Annotated in this window: 16 protein-coding genes; all 16 read right to left on the reverse strand. The window is 68.4% G+C overall.

Annotated elements, in window-relative coordinates; all coding sequences use genetic code 11:
- Positions 1-59 precede the first annotated feature (59 nt).
- The 16 genes from trpA to WS57_RS08905 all read right to left on the reverse strand — a co-directional run bounded on the left by trpA (position 60) and on the right by WS57_RS08905 (position 16,389).
- Positions 60-875, reverse strand: a complete 816-nt coding sequence (gene trpA / locus WS57_RS08830; RefSeq protein WP_009691547.1) for a tryptophan synthase subunit alpha — start codon at positions 873-875, stop codon at positions 60-62.
- A 34-nt stretch (positions 876-909) separates the two neighbouring features.
- Positions 910-1,764: a DNA-methyltransferase gene (locus WS57_RS08835; protein WP_009691546.1), complete on the reverse strand. Its 855-nt coding sequence runs from the start codon at positions 1,762-1,764 to the stop codon at positions 910-912.
- A 9-nt stretch (positions 1,765-1,773) separates the two neighbouring features.
- Positions 1,774-2,967 (reverse strand): tryptophan synthase subunit beta, encoded by a 1,194-nt coding sequence (gene trpB, locus WS57_RS08840; protein ID WP_009691545.1) that lies wholly within the window; start codon positions 2,965-2,967, stop codon positions 1,774-1,776.
- Positions 2,968-3,024: 57 nt separating this feature from the next.
- Entirely contained in the window at positions 3,025-3,723 is a 699-nt protein-coding gene (locus WS57_RS08845) for a phosphoribosylanthranilate isomerase (protein ID WP_009691544.1), read from the reverse strand.
- Complete coding sequence (gene truA / locus WS57_RS08850) at positions 3,720-4,532, reverse strand: tRNA pseudouridine(38-40) synthase TruA (RefSeq protein WP_009691543.1); 813 nt, start codon at positions 4,530-4,532, stop codon at positions 3,720-3,722. The genes WS57_RS08845 and truA overlap by 4 nt, the downstream gene beginning before the upstream one ends.
- Positions 4,532-6,625, reverse strand: coding sequence for a FimV/HubP family polar landmark protein (locus WS57_RS08855; protein ID WP_069244062.1), 2,094 nt, complete (start codon positions 6,623-6,625; stop codon positions 4,532-4,534). The genes truA and WS57_RS08855 overlap by 1 nt, the downstream gene beginning before the upstream one ends.
- A 552-nt stretch (positions 6,626-7,177) precedes the next feature.
- The gene (gene asd, locus WS57_RS08860) at positions 7,178-8,299 is read right to left on the reverse strand and encodes an aspartate-semialdehyde dehydrogenase (RefSeq protein WP_009694904.1); all 1,122 of its coding nucleotides are present in this window, start codon (positions 8,297-8,299) and stop codon (positions 7,178-7,180) included.
- Positions 8,300-8,385: 86 nt separating this feature from the next.
- A complete protein-coding gene (locus tag WS57_RS37970; protein WP_006756675.1) occupies positions 8,386-8,505 on the reverse strand; it encodes a hypothetical protein in 120 nt (39 codons plus the stop codon).
- Between the two features lie 108 nt (positions 8,506-8,613).
- Positions 8,614-9,681 (reverse strand): 3-isopropylmalate dehydrogenase, encoded by a 1,068-nt coding sequence (leuB, locus tag WS57_RS08870; RefSeq protein WP_006399581.1) that lies wholly within the window; start codon positions 9,679-9,681, stop codon positions 8,614-8,616.
- A 40-nt stretch (positions 9,682-9,721) separates the two neighbouring features.
- The gene (leuD, locus tag WS57_RS08875; RefSeq protein ID WP_009694907.1) at positions 9,722-10,372 is read right to left on the reverse strand and encodes a 3-isopropylmalate dehydratase small subunit; all 651 of its coding nucleotides are present in this window, start codon (positions 10,370-10,372) and stop codon (positions 9,722-9,724) included.
- 67 nt (positions 10,373-10,439) lie between these two features.
- A complete protein-coding gene (locus WS57_RS08880; protein ID WP_009694908.1) occupies positions 10,440-10,586 on the reverse strand; it encodes an entericidin A/B family lipoprotein in 147 nt (48 codons plus the stop codon).
- 3 nt (positions 10,587-10,589) lie between these two features.
- Positions 10,590-11,999 (reverse strand): 3-isopropylmalate dehydratase large subunit, encoded by a 1,410-nt coding sequence (gene leuC, locus WS57_RS08885; RefSeq protein ID WP_040129845.1) that lies wholly within the window; start codon positions 11,997-11,999, stop codon positions 10,590-10,592.
- Between the two features lie 196 nt (positions 12,000-12,195).
- Positions 12,196-13,464: a cytochrome-c peroxidase gene (locus WS57_RS08890; RefSeq protein WP_069244063.1), complete on the reverse strand. Its 1,269-nt coding sequence runs from the start codon at positions 13,462-13,464 to the stop codon at positions 12,196-12,198.
- A complete protein-coding gene (locus tag WS57_RS08895; RefSeq protein WP_009693005.1) occupies positions 13,461-14,690 on the reverse strand; it encodes an alkaline phosphatase family protein in 1,230 nt (409 codons plus the stop codon). The genes WS57_RS08890 and WS57_RS08895 overlap by 4 nt, the downstream gene beginning before the upstream one ends.
- A gap of 56 nt (positions 14,691-14,746) precedes the next feature.
- Positions 14,747-15,517, reverse strand: a complete 771-nt coding sequence (locus tag WS57_RS08900; protein WP_059518195.1) for a hypothetical protein — start codon at positions 15,515-15,517, stop codon at positions 14,747-14,749.
- A gap of 32 nt (positions 15,518-15,549) precedes the next feature.
- The gene (locus WS57_RS08905; protein WP_059518197.1) at positions 15,550-16,389 is read right to left on the reverse strand and encodes a hypothetical protein; all 840 of its coding nucleotides are present in this window, start codon (positions 16,387-16,389) and stop codon (positions 15,550-15,552) included.
- Positions 16,390-16,486: the final 97 nt, after the last annotated feature.

Consider the following 16,486-nt stretch of genomic DNA (forward strand, 5'->3'; position numbering starts at 1 on the left):
TTCCGTGGCGGGACGGGCCGGTCGGCCCGCTCCCGCTTCCTGTGTTGTATTAATCGCGCTTATCGCGCCGTCTTGCCCGCGCCGTCCAGCGCGGCGCGCAGCTCGGCGATGAACGCCTTCAGCGCGGCCGCCGCGCCTTCCGGCGCAGCGCTTTCGAGCAGCTGCACCAGGCGGCTGCCGATCACGACGGCGTCCGACACTTCGGCCACCGCGCGCGCCGTTTCGGCGTCGCGAATGCCGAAGCCGACGCCCACCGGAACCGGCACGCGCGACTTGATGGCCGGGATTTTACCCGCAATGCTCGAAACATCCAGATTTCCGGCGCCGGTCACGCCCTTGAGCGATACGTAATACACGTAGCCGCTCGCGATCTTGCCGACTTCGGCGATGCGTTCGTCGGTCGACGTGGGCGCGAGCAGGAAGATCGGATCGATCTGCGCGGCACGCATCCGCTCGGCGAAGGCGGCCGCCTCTTCCGGCGGATAGTCGACCACCAGCACGCCGTCGACGCCGGCCGCCTGCGCAGCGGCCGCAAACGCGTCGACGCCCATCCGCTCGATCGGGTTCGCATAACCCATCAGCACGACGGGCGTTTTCTGGTCGGTTTCGCGGAAGCGCTCGACGTCGGCGAGCACGCTCCTGAGCGACACGCCGCGTTCGAGCGCGCGTTCCGACGAACGCTGGATCACCGGGCCGTCGGCCATCGGATCCGAGAACGGCACGCCGAGCTCGATCACGTCGGCGCCGCCCGCGGCGAGCGCGTGCATGAATTCGACGGTCTTCGCGGGATCGGGATCGCCGGCGGTGATGAACGGGATCAGGCCCTTTCGACCTTGTTCGGCGAGCGCGGCGAAGGTTTGCTGAATACGGGACATGGCAATTTTCCTTGGTGCGATGCGGCGGCGCGACTCACGCGCACGCCTGCGCGGCGAGCGCGCTCACGCGCTCGTGCGCGATCGCGCAATAACTTTCGTTGATCTCGTAGCCGACGAAGTCGCGCCCCTGCCGTGCGCAGGCCACCGCGGTCGTGCCGCTGCCCATGAACGGATCGAGCACGCGGCCGCCCGGCGGGCAGCTCGCGAGCACCATGCGCTCGATGATTTCCAGCGGCTTCTGGGTCGGATGATCGACGCGCTCCGCGTGCTGCCGGTGCAGGCGCGAGACCGACCAGACGTCCTTCGGGTTGTAGCCCATCTCCAGCCACTTGCTGCCTTCGAACAGCTTGCGCGAGCGGGCCTTCTTCGTATCGGCGTCGTACGGGATGCGCACCGGATCGAGATCGAAGTAATACGCTTTCGAAACCGCGAAAAAGCCGATGTTGTCGTGCACCGACGTGAAACGGCGCGTCGTGCCGCCCATGCTCGGCACGCGGCGGTCCCAGATGATCTCGTTGACCATCGTGAGCCTGGTCTTCAGGAAGCTGAAGATTTCCGGTGCGTACTGCCATGTGCAGAAGATGTACATCGACCCGCTCGGCTTGAGCTTCGGCACCGCGAGTTCGAGCCACTCGCGCGTCCACGCGAGAAACGCGTCGCCCGAGCGCTTGTCCGAGTCGTTGCCGTAGTCCTTGCCGAGCCCGTACGGCGGATCGGCGACGATCAGGTCGATCGACGCGTCCGGCAGCCGCGCGGCCTCGGTCATGAAATCGCGGTTGTGCAGTTCGATCCCGGACGGCAGCGCGCGCGGCACGACCGCGGCGGCGGGCTGCGCCGCCTCCGCTTCGCTCGCGGCGCCGCCGCCCGGTTCTTCGATCAGGTCACGCATCGGGCGGGGTCAGAGCGCGATGCCCGATCGCTCGGCGACCGTATGCATGTCCTTGTCGCCGCGACCCGACAGGTTGACGAGCAGGATCCTGTCCTTCGGCAAGGTCGGCGCGAGCTTCACGCCGTACGCGATCGCGTGGCTCGACTCCAGCGCGGGAATGATCCCCTCGATCCGGCAGCAGTCGTGGAACGCCTTCAGCGCTTCTTCGTCGGTGATGCCGACGTACTGCGCGCGGCCGCTGTCCTTCAGCCATGCGTGCTCGGGACCGACGCCCGGATAGTCCAAGCCCGCCGACACCGAATGCGTCTCGATGATCTGGCCGTTGTCGTCCTGCAGCAGGTACGTGCGGTTGCCGTGCAGCACGCCCGGGCTGCCGGCGATCAGCGAGGCCGCGTGATGGCCGGAGTCGAGGCCGTCGCCGGCCGCTTCGACGCCGATCAGCTGCACCGACGTATCGTCGATGTACGGATAGAAGATGCCCATCGCATTCGAGCCGCCGCCGACGCAGGCAATCACCGCGTCCGGCTGGCGGCCGGCGAGTTCGGGCATCTGCACCTTGCACTCGTCGCCGATCACGCGCTGGAAGTCGCGCACCATCATCGGGTACGGGTGCGGGCCCGCGACCGTGCCGATGATGTAGAACGTGTTCTCGATGTTGGTGACCCAGTCGCGCATCGCTTCGTTCAGCGCGTCCTTCAGCGTGCGCGAGCCCGATTCGACCGGCACGACGGTCGCGCCGAGCAGCTTCATCCGGTACACGTTCGCGGCCTGCCGGCGCACGTCCTCGGCGCCCATGTAGACGACGCATTCCATCCCGAAGCGCGCGCAGATCGTCGCGGTCGCGACGCCGTGCTGGCCGGCGCCGGTTTCGGCGATCACGCGCCGCTTGCCCATCCGCTTCGCGAGCAGCGCCTGGCCGATCACGTTGTTGATCTTGTGCGCGCCGGTGTGGTTCAGATCCTCGCGCTTCAGGTAGATCTGCGCGCCGCCGAGCGTCTCGCTCCAGCGCTGCGCGTGATAGATCGGCGACGGACGGCCGACGAAGTGCTTCAGCTCGCGCTCGAACTCGGCGACGAAATCGGGATCGTTCTGGTATTTCGCATACGCGCCGCGCAGTTCGTCCAGCGCGTGCACCAGCGTCTCGGCGACGAACGTGCCGCCATACGGGCCGAAATGGCCGCGATCATCAGGAAGGTTGTACATGGTGTGTCACTCTCGATCGGTCGGCGCGCCCCACTTGCGGGGCCGCACCGGCTTGCATCACCCGGCGTCCGCTTCGCGCACCGCGCGCACGAACGCCGCCATCCGGGCGTGATCCTTCACGCCCTTTGCGCCCTCCACTTCGATGCCGCTCGAGACATCGACAGCAAACGGGCGCAGCTGGCGAATCGCATCACCGACGTTTTGCGCGTTCAAGCCACCACTCAAAACGGCCCGACGCGCGAGCTCTGCGGGAATAAGTGACCAATCGAAGACCTTGCCGCTGCCGCCGTAGTCCGGCACGAGTGTGTCGAACAGCAGGCCGCGCGCTTTCGAATAACGAAGACCCGATTCTACCAAATCGGCCGACTGCGTCGAGGGCCCCACGCGCACCGCGCGCAGCCACGGCAGGCGCGCCGCGCGGCCGAGCGCGTCGCACTGCTCGGGAGTTTCGTCGCCGTGGAACTGCAGCAGCGTGAGCGGCACCTCGCGCACGACGGCCTCGATCTCGGCTTCGGTCGCGTTCACGAACAGCCCGACCACCGACACGAACGGCGGCGCGAGCCGCGCCAGCTCGGCCGCCTGCGCGATGCTCACCGCGCGCGGGCTTTTCGGGTAGAACACGAGGCCGATCGCATCGGCGCCGAGCGCGGCCGCGTGCAGCACGTCGTCGGGGCGCGACAGCCCGCACAGCTTGATGCGCGTGCGCGGCGGCAGGTCGGCCGCGGCGCCCGGGGTAGAAAGGGCGTGATCCGTCATGGTAGTGGGTCCAGATCGGCCCAGACGCTGCTCCACGGCACACTGCCGAGCTGCGCGGGCGGGACGGCGAATTCCGCCGGGTAGCCGACGTGGGCCAGGTACAGCCCGTCGGCCATGAAGGTGGGCGCCGCCAGGTTGCGGTCGCGCCCGGCCAGCACGGCGGCCATCCAGTCGGCCGGATAGCGGCCGCGCCCGACCGCCACGAGGCAGCCCATCAGGTTGCGCACCATGTGGTGCAGGAACGCGTTCGCGCGGAAGCGGAAATGCAGGAAATGGCCGACGCGCCGGATGTCGATCTGGTACAGGTGCTTGACCGGCGTCTTCGACTGGCATTCCGACGAGCGGAACGACGAAAAATCGTGTTCGCCGATCAGGTGCGCGGCGGCGGTGCGCATCGCGTCGTCGTCGAGCGGCGTATGGATCCAGCCCGCGCGGCGGTCCAGCATCGGCGAACGCACCGGGTGCACGTACAGCGCGTAGTAATAGGTGCGCTCGAACGCCGAAAAGCGCGCGTGGAACGCGTCCGGCATCGGCTTCGCCCACTGCACGGCGACGCTCGGCGGCAGGAACGCGTTGGTGCCGCGCACCCACGAAAACGGCTCGCGATCGAGATCGGTGTCGAAGTGCACGACCTGCCCGAGCCCGTGCACGCCCGTGTCGGTCCGCCCCGCCACCGTCGTGTGCAGCGGCACGCGCGCGAATTCGGCGAGCGCGTGCTCGAGCGCGTTCTGCACGGTCTTGCCGTGCGGCTGCGCCTGCCAGCCGCAGAACGCCGCGCCGTCGTACTGAATGCCGAGTGCGATCCGCATCACGCCTCGTCCGCCAGTTTCGCGAGCAGCGCGCGCGCGTCGTCGCGCGTCGCCGCATCGTTCGCGTCGACCACTTCCTGCAGCAGCGTGCGCGCGCCCGACAGGTCGCCCAGCTCCACATATTCGGCCGCGAGGTCGAGCTTGTTGCGCGCGATGCGCGCCAGCTCTTCCGACGTCAGCGCGGGCAGCACCGCGCCCGGCGTCGGCGGCAGGTCGAGATCGAAATCGAGCTTCAGCGCGCCGAACTGTGCGCCGCCGAGCGGCGGCAGTGACGACGGCGCGGACGAACGGGCCGGTGCGTCGTCCGGATCCCATTCGAGCTCGTCGTCGTGGTCGGCCGGATATTCGGGGGCCGGATTGGCTGCGCCAATCGGCGGGCGGGCGGCGGTTTGACCGTTAGTTGCGTTACTGGGGGCCCGGAAGTGATCTGCGGGGCTACCCGACTCGTCCGCCGCGAGCGACGACTCGTCCGGCGTGCGCGGCGGCAGCGGCATGTCGAGACTGCCGAGCGCGGTGATCGCGTTCTGCATCAGCGCCGCGTGCTGCGCGTCGGTTGCCAGCGGCACGACGGGCGCTTCGGTCGGCTCGGCAACCTCGGCCGGCTTTGCGTCGTGCGTCGCCGCCGACGCGTCGCCGGTCTGCGGCAATTCGGCATCAGCGGGCGGCAAGTGCGTGTGCGCGGCATCCACCTCTTCCGCCGCTTCCGGCGACGACGACGGCGCCGCTTCCGCGTCGGGCGGTGCGACCGTTTCGGCCGCTGCCGCCGTGGCGGCGGCCAGCGTCATGTCGGCTGCCGCGTCGCGGGCAACCGGCATCTCGGGCTGGATCGGCAGTTCCTGCTCGACCTCCGGCACGGCCGCGGCGCCCGCACCGCCGCCTGCCGCAGCAGACGCCGCAACTGCATCGGCCTGACGCGCCTTGCGGCGCTTGCGCAACAGGAATCCGGCCGCCAGCACGACGACGGCCGCGCCGGCTAGCGACGCCGGGCGCCAGTCGATCTGCTGCTCCGCGCGATTCGCGGGCGGCGGCGTGACCTCGGGCGCGGCCGCTTGCCCGGATGCCGACGCCGGCTGCGCCGCGCTGGCGGCGACATCGGAGGCCGCTGCGCTCGCCGGCGACGCGACCGCGGCCGATGCGCCCGCCTCGCCCGGCGTCGAGCGCGGGGCGACTGGCGCAAGCGCCGGTGCGACTGTGTTGGTCGCGGCCGGCTTGCCGATCCCGTGTTTCTGCAGCTCCATCAGCACGCGATTCTTCAGCGCCAGCAATTGCTGGAGGCTCGACGGTCGCGGCTGCGACGCCGCCGCAACGGGCGCCGCGCCGACCGGCTCGCTTGCCGCGCGCGTCCCGGCGCCCGGCGCCGGCTGGACCGCCGCGTCGCTGGCCGACGACGGCGCGGACTGGATGGCGCCGCTCCACATATGCGGGCCGCTCGCGGCCGCCGCAGCGGCCGCCGACGACGCCGATGCCGATGCCGCTCCGGCAACGAAAGAAGCGCCGTGCGCCGCGGACGCGGCGGATACGGCGGACGAAGCCGATGCGCCCGCGGGCGCAGCCGCCCCGTTCGCGCCACTTGCCGCGCCCCGCTGCGCGGCCGAGGCCGCCGAAGCGGCGGACGCGACGGAGGACGCACCATGCGGCATCGAAGCCGCGTGCTGCATGCTTGCAGCCCCGCCCGAAGCGGCGACCGCCGCCGAAGCCGCCGCCGCACCCGAGGCCCCGGCCGGCGCCAGCGCCGCGCCGTTCGCGTCGAGCGCGGGCACCGTCAGCGTCGCGCCGACTTTCAGGCGGCTCGGATCGCGCTTCATGAACGCCTGCGGATTCGCGTCGAACAGCGCGCGGCCGGCGCGCGCGAGCACGCCGGGATCGTGCGATTGCGTGGCCGCGATCGCGATGTCGTTGAGTGACTGGCCGGGCTGGACCGTGATGACGAGCGGCGCGGGGCCTGAGGCGGAGGCGGGGGCCGCCGTCGCTTCGCCGGCGGCGGTACCGGCCGCCCAGGCCGACGCGGCCGCGCCGAGCGCCAGGATCGCCAGCGCAGCGCGCACGGCGCGTGACAGACGGGACTGACGCGGGAACAAGGAAATTCGGGACATCGTTGGCTCTATCGCCGCGCGCGGGCGCGGCTCGGATTCGCGTAGGGAAGCGTCAATAAAGTCGCCGCAGAAATGCAAAAGCGTCGCGCTGAACGCGACGCTTTCGGCCGGTCTGCGCGTCGTAACCGCGTAGTTTACTTCACGCGATCGGGTTCGGGCCGAATTCGTCGCCGGCGGGTGCAACCGCGCCGCGCATTCGGGCGCGAACCGGTAGCCGCGCAGGATCATTCCGCCCGCTTGCCGCACCCCGCCACGCCGATTCGACCGACCACCCGGCACAGCGCCGCTTTATCAAAAATCGGACATCAATTGAGGCAAATACCGACGACAATTTCAGCACAGGAACGAATTAGAGCCCTTATACTACGCCCCGCATCACCTCCTCGTGCCAAAGGAACCGATGCAAGAAAGCCCCGGACCGGGAGAGCGGTTCGGGGCTTTCGCATTTGCGCGCGACGGACGGCCGCAGCCCACGCAGCGCCGGCCCAATAAAAAACGCGCCGGCCGCCCCGCGAAGGGCAGGCAGGCGCGTCGTCTCGCGTGCGACCCGGCTTACTTGTCGAGCAGGATGCGCAGCATGCGGCGCAGCGGCTCGGCCGCGCCCCACAGCAGCTGGTCGCCGACCGTGAACGCCGACAGGTATTCACCGCCCATCGCGAGCTTGCGCAGGCGGCCGACCGGCACCGTCAGCGTGCCGGTGACCTTCGCCGGCGACAGATCGTGCATCGACGCTTCGCGCTCGTTCGGCACGACCTTCACCCAGTCGTTCGCCGACGCGAGGATGCCGTCGATCTCGTCGAGCGGCACGTCCTTCTTCAGCTTGATCGTCAGCGCCTGCGAGTGGCAGCGCATCGCGCCGATCCGCACGCACAGCCCGTCGACCGGGATCGAGCCCGGCTCGCCCATCGCCGGCTTGCCGAGGATCTTGTTCGTTTCGGCGCCGCCCTTCCATTCTTCCTTCGACATGCCGTTGCCGAGATCCTTGTCGATCCACGGAATCAGCGAACCTGCGAGCGGCACGCCGAAATGGCTCGTCGGCATCGCGTCGCTGTTCATCGTGGCCAGCACGCGGCGATCGATGTCGAGGATCGCCGATGCCGGATCGGCCAGTTGCTGCTGCACCGCGCCGTGCAGCGCGCCCATCTGCGACAGCAGTTCGCGCATGTTCTGCGCGCCCGCGCCCGATGCGGCCTGGTAGGTCATCGCCGTCATCCAGTCGACGAGGTTCTCGCGGAACAGGCCGCCGAGCGCCATCAGCATCAGGCTCACCGTGCAGTTGCCGCCGACGAAGTTCTTGGTGCCCTTGACGAGCGCGTCCTTGATCACGTCGAGGTTGACCGGGTCGAGGATGATGACTGCGTCATCCTTCATCCGCAGCGACGAGGCCGCGTCGATCCAGTAGCCGTTCCAGCCCGCCGCGCGCAGCTTCGGGAACACCTCGTTCGTGTAGTCGCCGCCCTGGCACGTGATGATCACGTCGCACTTCTTCAGCTCGTCGACGTTGGTCGCGTCCTTGAGCGTGGTCTCGTTTTTCGCGAACGACGGCGCCTTGCCGCCCGTGTTGCTGGTGCTGAAGAACACCGGTTCGATCAGGTCGAAATCGCCCTCTTCCTGCATGCGCTGCATCAGGACGCTGCCGACCATGCCGCGCCAACCTACGAGACCTACGTTCATGACTAACCCTTTGCTTTGAATGGAGCTTCCCCGCCATTTCCGTCCCCGCGTGACCGCGCGGGGAAACAGGCGGGCACGACGGACGATCAGCGTTTAATGATCGTTTTCGTGGTAATGGTTTTCGTGATGACGATGGCGCGCGCACCCGCACGGGCAGTGTTGCCGTGGAGTTTCAGGACCGGGGAGATCAGGGAAATCAGCGCCATCGTTCGAGTCTACACAAAGCCGGTTGGCCGCACAACGGCCAACCGCGGGCGAACGCGCCGATTTTTGCGGCCCGTTCGCGCCCTTTTCTACCTTTACTTCCGCATCGCTTACAGCGCCGCGACCACCGCGTCGCCCATCGCCGCCGTGCCGACCTGCTTGCAGCCCGGCGTCGCGATGTCGCCGGTGCGGTAGCCCTGTTCGAGCACCGTTTTGACCGCGCGCTCGATGCGATCGGCCTGCTCGGCACGGTTCAGCGAATAGCGCAGCAGCATCGCGGCCGACAGGATCGTCGCGAGCGGATTCGCGATGCCCTTGCCCGCGATGTCCGGCGCCGAACCGTGCGACGGCTCGTACAGGCCCTTGTTGTTCTTGTCGAGCGACGCCGACGGCAGCATGCCGATCGAACCCGTCAGCATCGACGCTTCATCCGACAGGATGTCGCCGAACATGTTGCCGGTCACGATCACGTCGAACTGCTTCGGCGCCTTCGCGAGCTGCATCGCCGCGTTGTCGACGTACATGTGCGACAGCTCGACGTCCGCGTACTCCTTCGACACGTCGATCATGATGTCGCGCCAGAACTGCGAGGTCTCGAGCACGTTCGACTTGTCGACCGACAGCAGCTTCTTCGCACGCTTTTGCGCGGCCTGGAACGCGACGTGCGCGATGCGGCGCACTTCCGGCTCCGAATAGCGCATCGTGTCGAAGCCTTCGCGCTCGCCCGCGAACGGGCCGTCCGGCGCCGCGCGCACGCCGCGCGGCTGGCCGAAGTAGATGTCGCCGTTCAGTTCGCGCACGATCAGGATGTCGAGGCCCGCGACGAGTTCCGGCTTCAGCGGCGACGCGTCGACGAGCTGCGGATAGCAGATCGCCGGACGGAAGTTCGCGAACAGCTCGAGGTGCTTGCGCAGCCCGAGGATCGCCTGCTCGGGGCGCAGCGCGCGCTCGAGCGAGTCGTACTTCCAGTCGCCGACCGCGCCGAACAGGATCGCGTCGGCTTCCTTCGCGAGCTTCAGCGTCGCGTCCGGCAGCGGATGACCGCTCGCCTCGTAGCCCGCGCCGCCGACCGGCGCCTGTTCGAGTTCGAACTTCTCGTCGAGTGCGTTCAGCACCTTCACCGCTTCGGTGACGATTTCCGGACCGATGCCGTCGCCCGGCAGCACTGCAATCTTCATGCGTTATTCCTGACTGGGTAGGTTGTGAATGCCACGGCGCTCAGCCGACCAGCTTGTTGTTCAGCCACGGCTGCTTCGCGAGCCGCTCGGCTTCGAACTGGCGAATCTTGTCCGCGTGACGCAGCGTGAGGCCGATGTCGTCGAAGCCGTTCAGCAGGCAGTACTTGCGGAATGCGGTGATCTCGAACGGATACTCGCGGCCGTCCGGCGCGCGCACGACCTGCGCGTCGAGGTCGATCGTCAGCTGGAAGCCGTTGAACGCGACCGTCTCGTTGATCAGGTGATCGACCTGCTGCTCGGTCAGCACGATCGGCAGCAGCCCGTTCTTGAAGCAGTTGTTGAAGAAGATGTCGGCGAAGCTCGGCGCGATGATCGCGCGGAAGCCGTACTGCTGCAGCGCCCACGGCGCATGCTCGCGCGAGCTGCCGCAGCCGAAGTTCTTGCGCGTGACGAGGATCGACGCGCCCTGGTAGCGCGGCTGGTTCAGCACGAAGTCCGGGTTCAGCGGACGCTTCGAGTTGTCCTGGCCCGGTTCGCCGTGGTCGAGGTAACGCCACTCGTCGAACGCGTTCGGACCGAAGCCCGTGCGCTTGATCGATTTCAGGAACTGCTTCGGAATGATCGCGTCGGTGTCGACGTTCTCGCGATCGAGCGGCGCCACGACGCCGGTATGCACAATGAATTTTTCCATGATCCGCTATCCGGTTGAAGGGCCGGCACTCGGCCGGCGCACATCGACAAATTCTCGGTGGTCGGTGTCAGTCCGCGGCGCGCTGCAGCGCGTTGCCGGCGGCGTTGACGTCCTCCCCGAAGCCTCGGACGGTATTGCAGCCCGCGAGGCCGAAGCCCAGCCCCGCGAGCGCCAGCGCGGCCAGCAGCCGCGCGATGCGCTTCGATGCCGTCACGCGTTACCCCAGCTTGCGAATATCGACGAAATGGCCTTCGATCGCCGCCGCCGCCGCCATCGCGGGGCTGACCAGGTGCGTGCGGCCGCCCGCGCCCTGCCGGCCTTCGAAGTTGCGGTTCGACGTCGACGCGCAGCGCTCGCCCGGGTCGAGCCGGTCGGCGTTCATCGCGAGGCACATCGAGCAGCCCGGCTCGCGCCATTCGAAGCCCGCGTCGGTGAACACCTTGTCGAGCCCTTCGCGCTCGGCCTGCGCCTTCACGAGGCCCGAGCCCGGCACGACCATCGCGAGCCGCACGTTCGGCGCGACGCGGCGGTTCAGCTTCTTCACGACGTACGCCGCCGCGCGGATGTCCTCGATGCGCGCGTTCGTGCACGAACCGATGAAGATCTTGTCGACCTTGATCGACTCGATCGGCGTGTTCGGCTCGAGGGCCATGTAGGCCAGCGCGCGCTCCATCGCGTCGCGCTTGACCGGATCCTTCTCGCGCTCGGGATCGGGCACGCGACCGTCGATCGACGTGACCATCTCCGGCGACGTGCCCCAGGTGACCTGCGGGACGATCTCGGCCGCGTTCAGCTCGACGACGCGATCGAAATGCGCGCCGTCGTCCGACTTGAAGGTCTTCCAGTATTCGACGGCCTGATCCCATTCCGCGCCGGTCGGCACGAACGGACGGCCCTTCAGGTAGTCGATCGTCGTGTCGTCGACCGCGACCATGCCCGCGCGCGCGCCGGCTTCGATCGCCATGTTGCAGACCGTCATGCGGCCTTCCATCGACAGCGCGCGGATCGTCGAGCCGCCGAATTCGATCGCGTAGCCCGTGCCGCCGGCCGTGCCGATCTTGCCGATGATCGCGAGCACGATGTCCTTCGCGGTGCAGCCGCGCGGCAGCGCGCCCTCGACCTTCACGAGCATGTTCTTGCTCTTCTTCTGCAGCAGCGTCTGCGTCGCGAGCACGTGCTCGACTTCCGACGTGCCGATGCCGTGCGCGAGCGCGCCGAACGCGCCGTGCGTCGACGTGTGCGAATCGCCGCACACGATCGTCATGCCCGGCAGCGTCGCGCCCTGCTCGGGCCCGATGATGTGGACGATGCCCTGGCGCAGGTCGTTCATCTTGAACTGCGTGATGCCGTACGCGTCGCAGTTCGCGTCGAGCGTGTCGACCTGCAGCTTCGAAACGGGATCGGCGATGCCATGGCTGCGATCGGTGGTCGGCACGTTGTGGTCGGACACGGCCAGGTTCGCGCTGATGCGCCACACCGGACGCTGCGCGAGCTTCAGCCCTTCGAACGCCTGCGGGCTCGTGACTTCATGCAGCAACTGACGGTCGATGTACAGCAGGGTCGTACCGTCTTCCTCGGTGTGGACGACGTGGGTATTCCACAGTTTGTCGTAGAGAGTCTGTGCCATGGGTATGCGGGGTCGTTGTGACTACAAGCCTTGCGGATGGAGCCGATTATGCCACGCAGAACGCGCGCCGGCGCAGGCCGACCGCTAAAAAACCCATTAAAAACAGTAGCTTGGCTGGTAGTTCCAATACCTGTATCGGCATTACCCGGCAAGTCGGGCGCAGCGTGCCCGCCGGCGGCACACACTCCGGGCGCCTTCACTCGGGCTTGCGCGTGCCGCGCGGCGCCGCCGCCGGCAGCACATACCCGTCGTCGAGCGTCGCCAGGAACGCGGCGACGTCGTCGATATCGCGCTCGCTCCACACCGGCCGCTCGCCGCGCCGGCGCGTCAGCGGCGCGTCCGTCGTGTCGACGTTCGCGCGCAGGTTCGCGGGCAGGTCGTCGTACGGCACCACATGGCCGTGCCGATCCTTCGCGTACCACTTCGCGGGATCCGTATCGCGCTGCACGTAGAAGCGCAGCACGTCCTTCAGCGCATGGAAGCGTCCGTTGTGGAAGAACACGCGCCGCGTCGCCGTATTGCGCAGCGACGGCGTCTTGAACAGCCCGCAGTTCGCGCGGTCCGCCGACTGGTCGGTCCGCACCGGCCCGCAGAGGCCGAGGTCGTAGTAAGCGGGGTTCGCGTTCGCGCGCAGCTCCCGGTTGCGCGGCACGCCGAGCGCCTCGAACGTGAAGTCGGTCAGCAGCGGATGCGCGCCGTTCACGCCCGGCTGGTCGATATGGCACGACGCGCAATTGCCGCGCGCGGGATCGTCGAACAGCCGCTTGCCGCGCAACTCCTGCGCGCTCAGCTCGACCTTGCCGTCGAGGTAGTAGTCGAACTTGCTCGTGTACGGATGAAGGTCGGGATCCTCGAGTTCGAAACGCTCGATCGCGAGCGCCGCGTTCGCAAACGCCTGCTTCGGATCGTCGAGCGCATGCGCACCGAACACCGCGCGAAAACGTGCCGCATACGGCGCGGCCCGCAGCTTCGCGACGACGGCCTCCGGGTTCGGGTTAGCCATCTCGTCCGGATTCAGCAGCGGAAAGGCCGCCTGGTCGCGCAGCCGGTTGAAGCGGCCGTCCCAGCCGAACCCGCCGACCGGCGCGTTGTCGGTTTCCGTCAGCCGCTCGGCCGCACTGGCGGCCTGCGCATGCGACCAGATCGGCGTGCGGTTCAGCACGTAGCGCAGGCTCGGCACCGCGCGGGCGCCCTGCCGCTTCAGATCGGCGCCGCCGAGCTGCGCGGCGAGGCCGTTCGGCGGGCCGTAGGCGTGCGCGGGGCTGTGGCAGGTCGCGCACGACATCCGGCCCGACGCGGACAGCGACGGATCGAAGAACATCAGCTTGCCGAGCGCAGCCGCCTCGCCCGGCCCGGCCGGCGCCGCGCCGGCATGTGACGCGCAGAACCCGAGCGCCAGCGCGACGCCCAGCGCGCGCCAGCCGCCGCGCCGTTGCGCGCCGCCGACCGTCCGCAGCGCCTTCACAGGTTCGTGAAGATGTCGTTGCCGAAGCCCTGCAGCCCGGCCTGCGCCGCGTAGCCGAGGTGATCGAGGCCGAAGATGTCCTCGATGCTGCGGAGCATCGAATAGTGGTTGTACTGCACCGTCGACACCGTGCCCGGCTTGATGAACTTCGAGATCATCACGGCGCCCGTCTGGTCGCCGCCGAAGCTCTGCTTCGTCAGCTCGATCGTCGCGCCCTTGTAGTTGAGCGACGAGGTCTGCGGGAACGGCGCCAGGTTCGGGCCGGGCTGCTCGCTGCAGCACGTGGCGCCCGCGAACGTGAACGCGGTCACGCCCGGCGACGGCTGCGTGATGCTCGCATAGCTGCTTTCGTCGAAGTTGACGATCAGCAGCCCGTCTTTCTGGAACGCCGGCGACGCGGTGATCAGCGGCACCCACTTCTTCAGGAACGCATCGGCGCTCGTCAGGCCGCCCGGCTCGCCGTTCACGCACGGCGCGTCGTGGCCGTCGTGACACAGGTTCGGCGTGATCAGGTTGAAGTTCGCGGTGGTGTCGACCGATTTCAGGTCGTTCTCGAGCGTGGAGAGCGCGACGACGTTCTTCGCGCAGTCCGGCGAATCGATGATCGAATGGAAGTACACGAACGGGTTGTGGCGCGTCGCGTACTGGTCGCCGGCCGGCACCGCCGCGCTCGGCGCCTGCGCCGCCTGCGTGAGGTCGGTCGTGTTCAGCGTCGGATGGCCGCAGGTCGCCGCCTCGCGCGACGGATCGTTGCCCATGTCCTCCTCGTAGCCCTTCCACGTGTAGCCGGCCGCCTTCAGCTGGTCGGGCAGCGTCTTCACGCTTGCCGGATACACGCAGCCGGAGCCGATCGCCTGCCCGTCCGGCGTCATCCCGGTCAGCTTGAAGTCCTCGAACACCATGCAGTCGTTGTCGGTTTCATTGGTCGGCGACTGGCCGCTGAGCATCGCGATGTAGTTGTCGAGGCTCACGTGCCCCGTGCCGTAGTACTGCTGCACCAGCGCGCCCTGCGCGGACAGCGTCGTGGCGAGATACGGCGCCTTCGTGTTCGCGCCGAAGGTGGTCGCGTAGTTCTCGTTTTCGAGCGTGATCACGAACACGTGACGAATCTGCTGCTGGCCGCTGGCCTGCATCGACGAAGAGGATCCGCACGCCGCGACGATCAGCGCGACGAGCGATCCGAGCGCGACCACCAGCGTGGCGCGCATCAGCAAGCGAAAGGACATGACGACTCCGGAATTGACGTGAATGGATACGGGAAACGGGCAGGCCTTCGTCCGGCCTAGCCGTTCGGATATTCCTGGCCGATCAGCGCGAGCCTTAGCATGCCGAGCTGCGCGCCCAGATTGCCGAGCAGGTAGAGATCGCGACGCCGCAGCGCCGCCTGCTGCGCGGACGCGTCGTAGGCGGACGGCAGCGCCAGGCCGGCCGGCACCGCGGCCTGCATGCCGAGCGCATTCGACGCCTGCACCGCGAGCGCGGCCTGATCGCGATGCGTGACGACGCCGACCTGCCCGAGCGCCGCGGCCGGGCCGGCCTGCCTGACGATCGCGGCGGCCAGGCCGTCCGGCGTCGGCACCGTGCTGAGCGCCGCGGCGGCCGACACGGCTGGCGGCGCGATCGACGTGACGCCGGCCGTCAGCGCGTACTTCGACGCGAGCACGCTCGCCACTTCCTGCTGCGCGACGATCGGCGCCGCGACTTGCTGGCGGAGCTGGAACACGGCGTCGGCAATCGCTTCGTTTACGGGGCCCGGCAGCGGCGTCGTCGAACCGGTCGCCGGCGCGCGGCTGCCGAAGCCGAACGCGACGATGGTGCGGATCGCGCTCGCGGCGACGGTCGGCGGCGTCCACGAAAAAAATGCCTCGAACAGGTAGCCGCTATCGGCGGCGGCCACCGTGCGGTCGTCGAGTTCGTTCGTCAGCTTGCCGAGCATCTGGCGCTGCAGTTCGGCATCGGAATACGGGACGTCGCTGGCGAAACCGGGCGTGCTGGCCGCACACGATGCGGCGAACAGCGACGTGGCGGCGAGGAAATGGCGGCGGGTCTGCATGGTCATGGAAATCGGAGGAATGCGGGAATACATCAGCCTTTCGGGAACGCCTGCATCGTGGCGACCGTGGCGCTCGTCAGCATCTGCGCGTACATGTCGTGCACGAGATAGAGATTGCGGTTGCGCGTCCACGGCTGCCCCGATTGCGGGTCGTACAGCGTCGGCAGCGGCACCTCGGCCGCCGCGGCCGCCTGCATGCCGGCCTGCCGCGAAGTCTGGATGCAGCGTTTCGCGTGGTCGCGATGCCCGACGACCGCGACCTTGCCCATCGCGGCCGCCCCGCCCGCGCGCGACACGGCCGCGGCCGCGACGCCGGCCGTGCTCAGGTAGACGATCGTGCCGTCGCTGGCGATCTGCGGTTCGATCGACGTCAGCACGTCGGTGCCCATCCCGTATTTCGATACGAGAAAGCGCGCGATCTCCCACTGCGCGTAGACCTTCACCGGCTTGAGCCGATAGATCGCGTGCACGGCGTCCGCGAGCGCTTCGTTGACGGGCCCCGGATCGGGCAGCGCGGCCTGGTTGCCGCCCGTGCTCGACGTATTGCCGCTCGCCGCGTTCGGGCGATTGCCGAAGCTGTACGCGACGATCGCGCCGGCCTGGGCGGCCGCGATCGTCGGCAGGTCCCAGCTGAAGCCGACGTCGATCATCGCCGGCATCACGGCGTCGACGGTCGCGGCATCGCCGAGCTGCGCGTTCAGCTTCGCCGACATCTGCGCGCTGAGTGCGGCGTCGCTGACCGGCGTCGACGTGACATCGTCGCCGCCGCATGCAGCCAGCAGCGAGGTCGCGGCGACGGCCGGCGCGGCGGCAAGGAATTTTCTGCGGGGCGAGACGGGCTGATCGAGTTGATCGGGCTGATTCAAATTCATGAGAAATACGAAACGATGCGTATCGCGCCGGTGTCGGAGAGCGGACATCGGCGTTTCGAGTCGCGGGTTCACGGGAAGGGCCATCCGGCGAGTCATG

The sequence above is a fragment of the Burkholderia pseudomultivorans genome (assembly GCF_001718415.1).
Classification (GTDB): Bacteria; Pseudomonadota; Gammaproteobacteria; order Burkholderiales; family Burkholderiaceae; genus Burkholderia; species Burkholderia pseudomultivorans_A.

What these genes read in the sequence shown, in the direction of transcription:
- trpA (WP_009691547.1), bottom strand. Translation starts at nt 875, where the DNA reads ATGTCCCGTATTCAGCAAACCTTCGCCGCGCTCGCCGAACAAGGTCGA.
- WS57_RS08835 (WP_009691546.1), bottom strand. Translation starts at nt 1,764, where the DNA reads ATGCGTGACCTGATCGAAGAACCGGGCGGCGGCGCCGCGAGCGAAGCG.
- trpB (WP_009691545.1), bottom strand. Translation starts at nt 2,967, where the DNA reads ATGTACAACCTTCCTGATGATCGCGGCCATTTCGGCCCGTATGGCGGC.
- WS57_RS08845 (WP_009691544.1), bottom strand. Translation starts at nt 3,723, where the DNA reads ATGACGGATCACGCCCTTTCTACCCCGGGCGCCGCGGCCGACCTGCCG.
- truA (WP_009691543.1), bottom strand. Translation starts at nt 4,532, where the DNA reads ATGCGGATCGCACTCGGCATTCAGTACGACGGCGCGGCGTTCTGCGGC.
- WS57_RS08855 (WP_069244062.1), bottom strand. Translation starts at nt 6,625, where the DNA reads ATGTCCCGAATTTCCTTGTTCCCGCGTCAGTCCCGTCTGTCACGCGCC.
- asd (WP_009694904.1), bottom strand. Translation starts at nt 8,299, where the DNA reads ATGAACGTAGGTCTCGTAGGTTGGCGCGGCATGGTCGGCAGCGTCCTG.
- WS57_RS37970 (WP_006756675.1), bottom strand. Translation starts at nt 8,505, where the DNA reads ATGGCGCTGATTTCCCTGATCTCCCCGGTCCTGAAACTCCACGGCAAC.
- leuB (WP_006399581.1), bottom strand. Translation starts at nt 9,681, where the DNA reads ATGAAGATTGCAGTGCTGCCGGGCGACGGCATCGGTCCGGAAATCGTC.
- leuD (WP_009694907.1), bottom strand. Translation starts at nt 10,372, where the DNA reads ATGGAAAAATTCATTGTGCATACCGGCGTCGTGGCGCCGCTCGATCGC.
- leuC (WP_040129845.1), bottom strand. Translation starts at nt 11,999, where the DNA reads ATGGCACAGACTCTCTACGACAAACTGTGGAATACCCACGTCGTCCAC.
- WS57_RS08895 (WP_009693005.1), bottom strand. Translation starts at nt 14,690, where the DNA reads ATGTCCTTTCGCTTGCTGATGCGCGCCACGCTGGTGGTCGCGCTCGGA.
- WS57_RS08900 (WP_059518195.1), bottom strand. Translation starts at nt 15,517, where the DNA reads ATGCAGACCCGCCGCCATTTCCTCGCCGCCACGTCGCTGTTCGCCGCA.
- WS57_RS08905 (WP_059518197.1), bottom strand. Translation starts at nt 16,389, where the DNA reads ATGAATTTGAATCAGCCCGATCAACTCGATCAGCCCGTCTCGCCCCGC.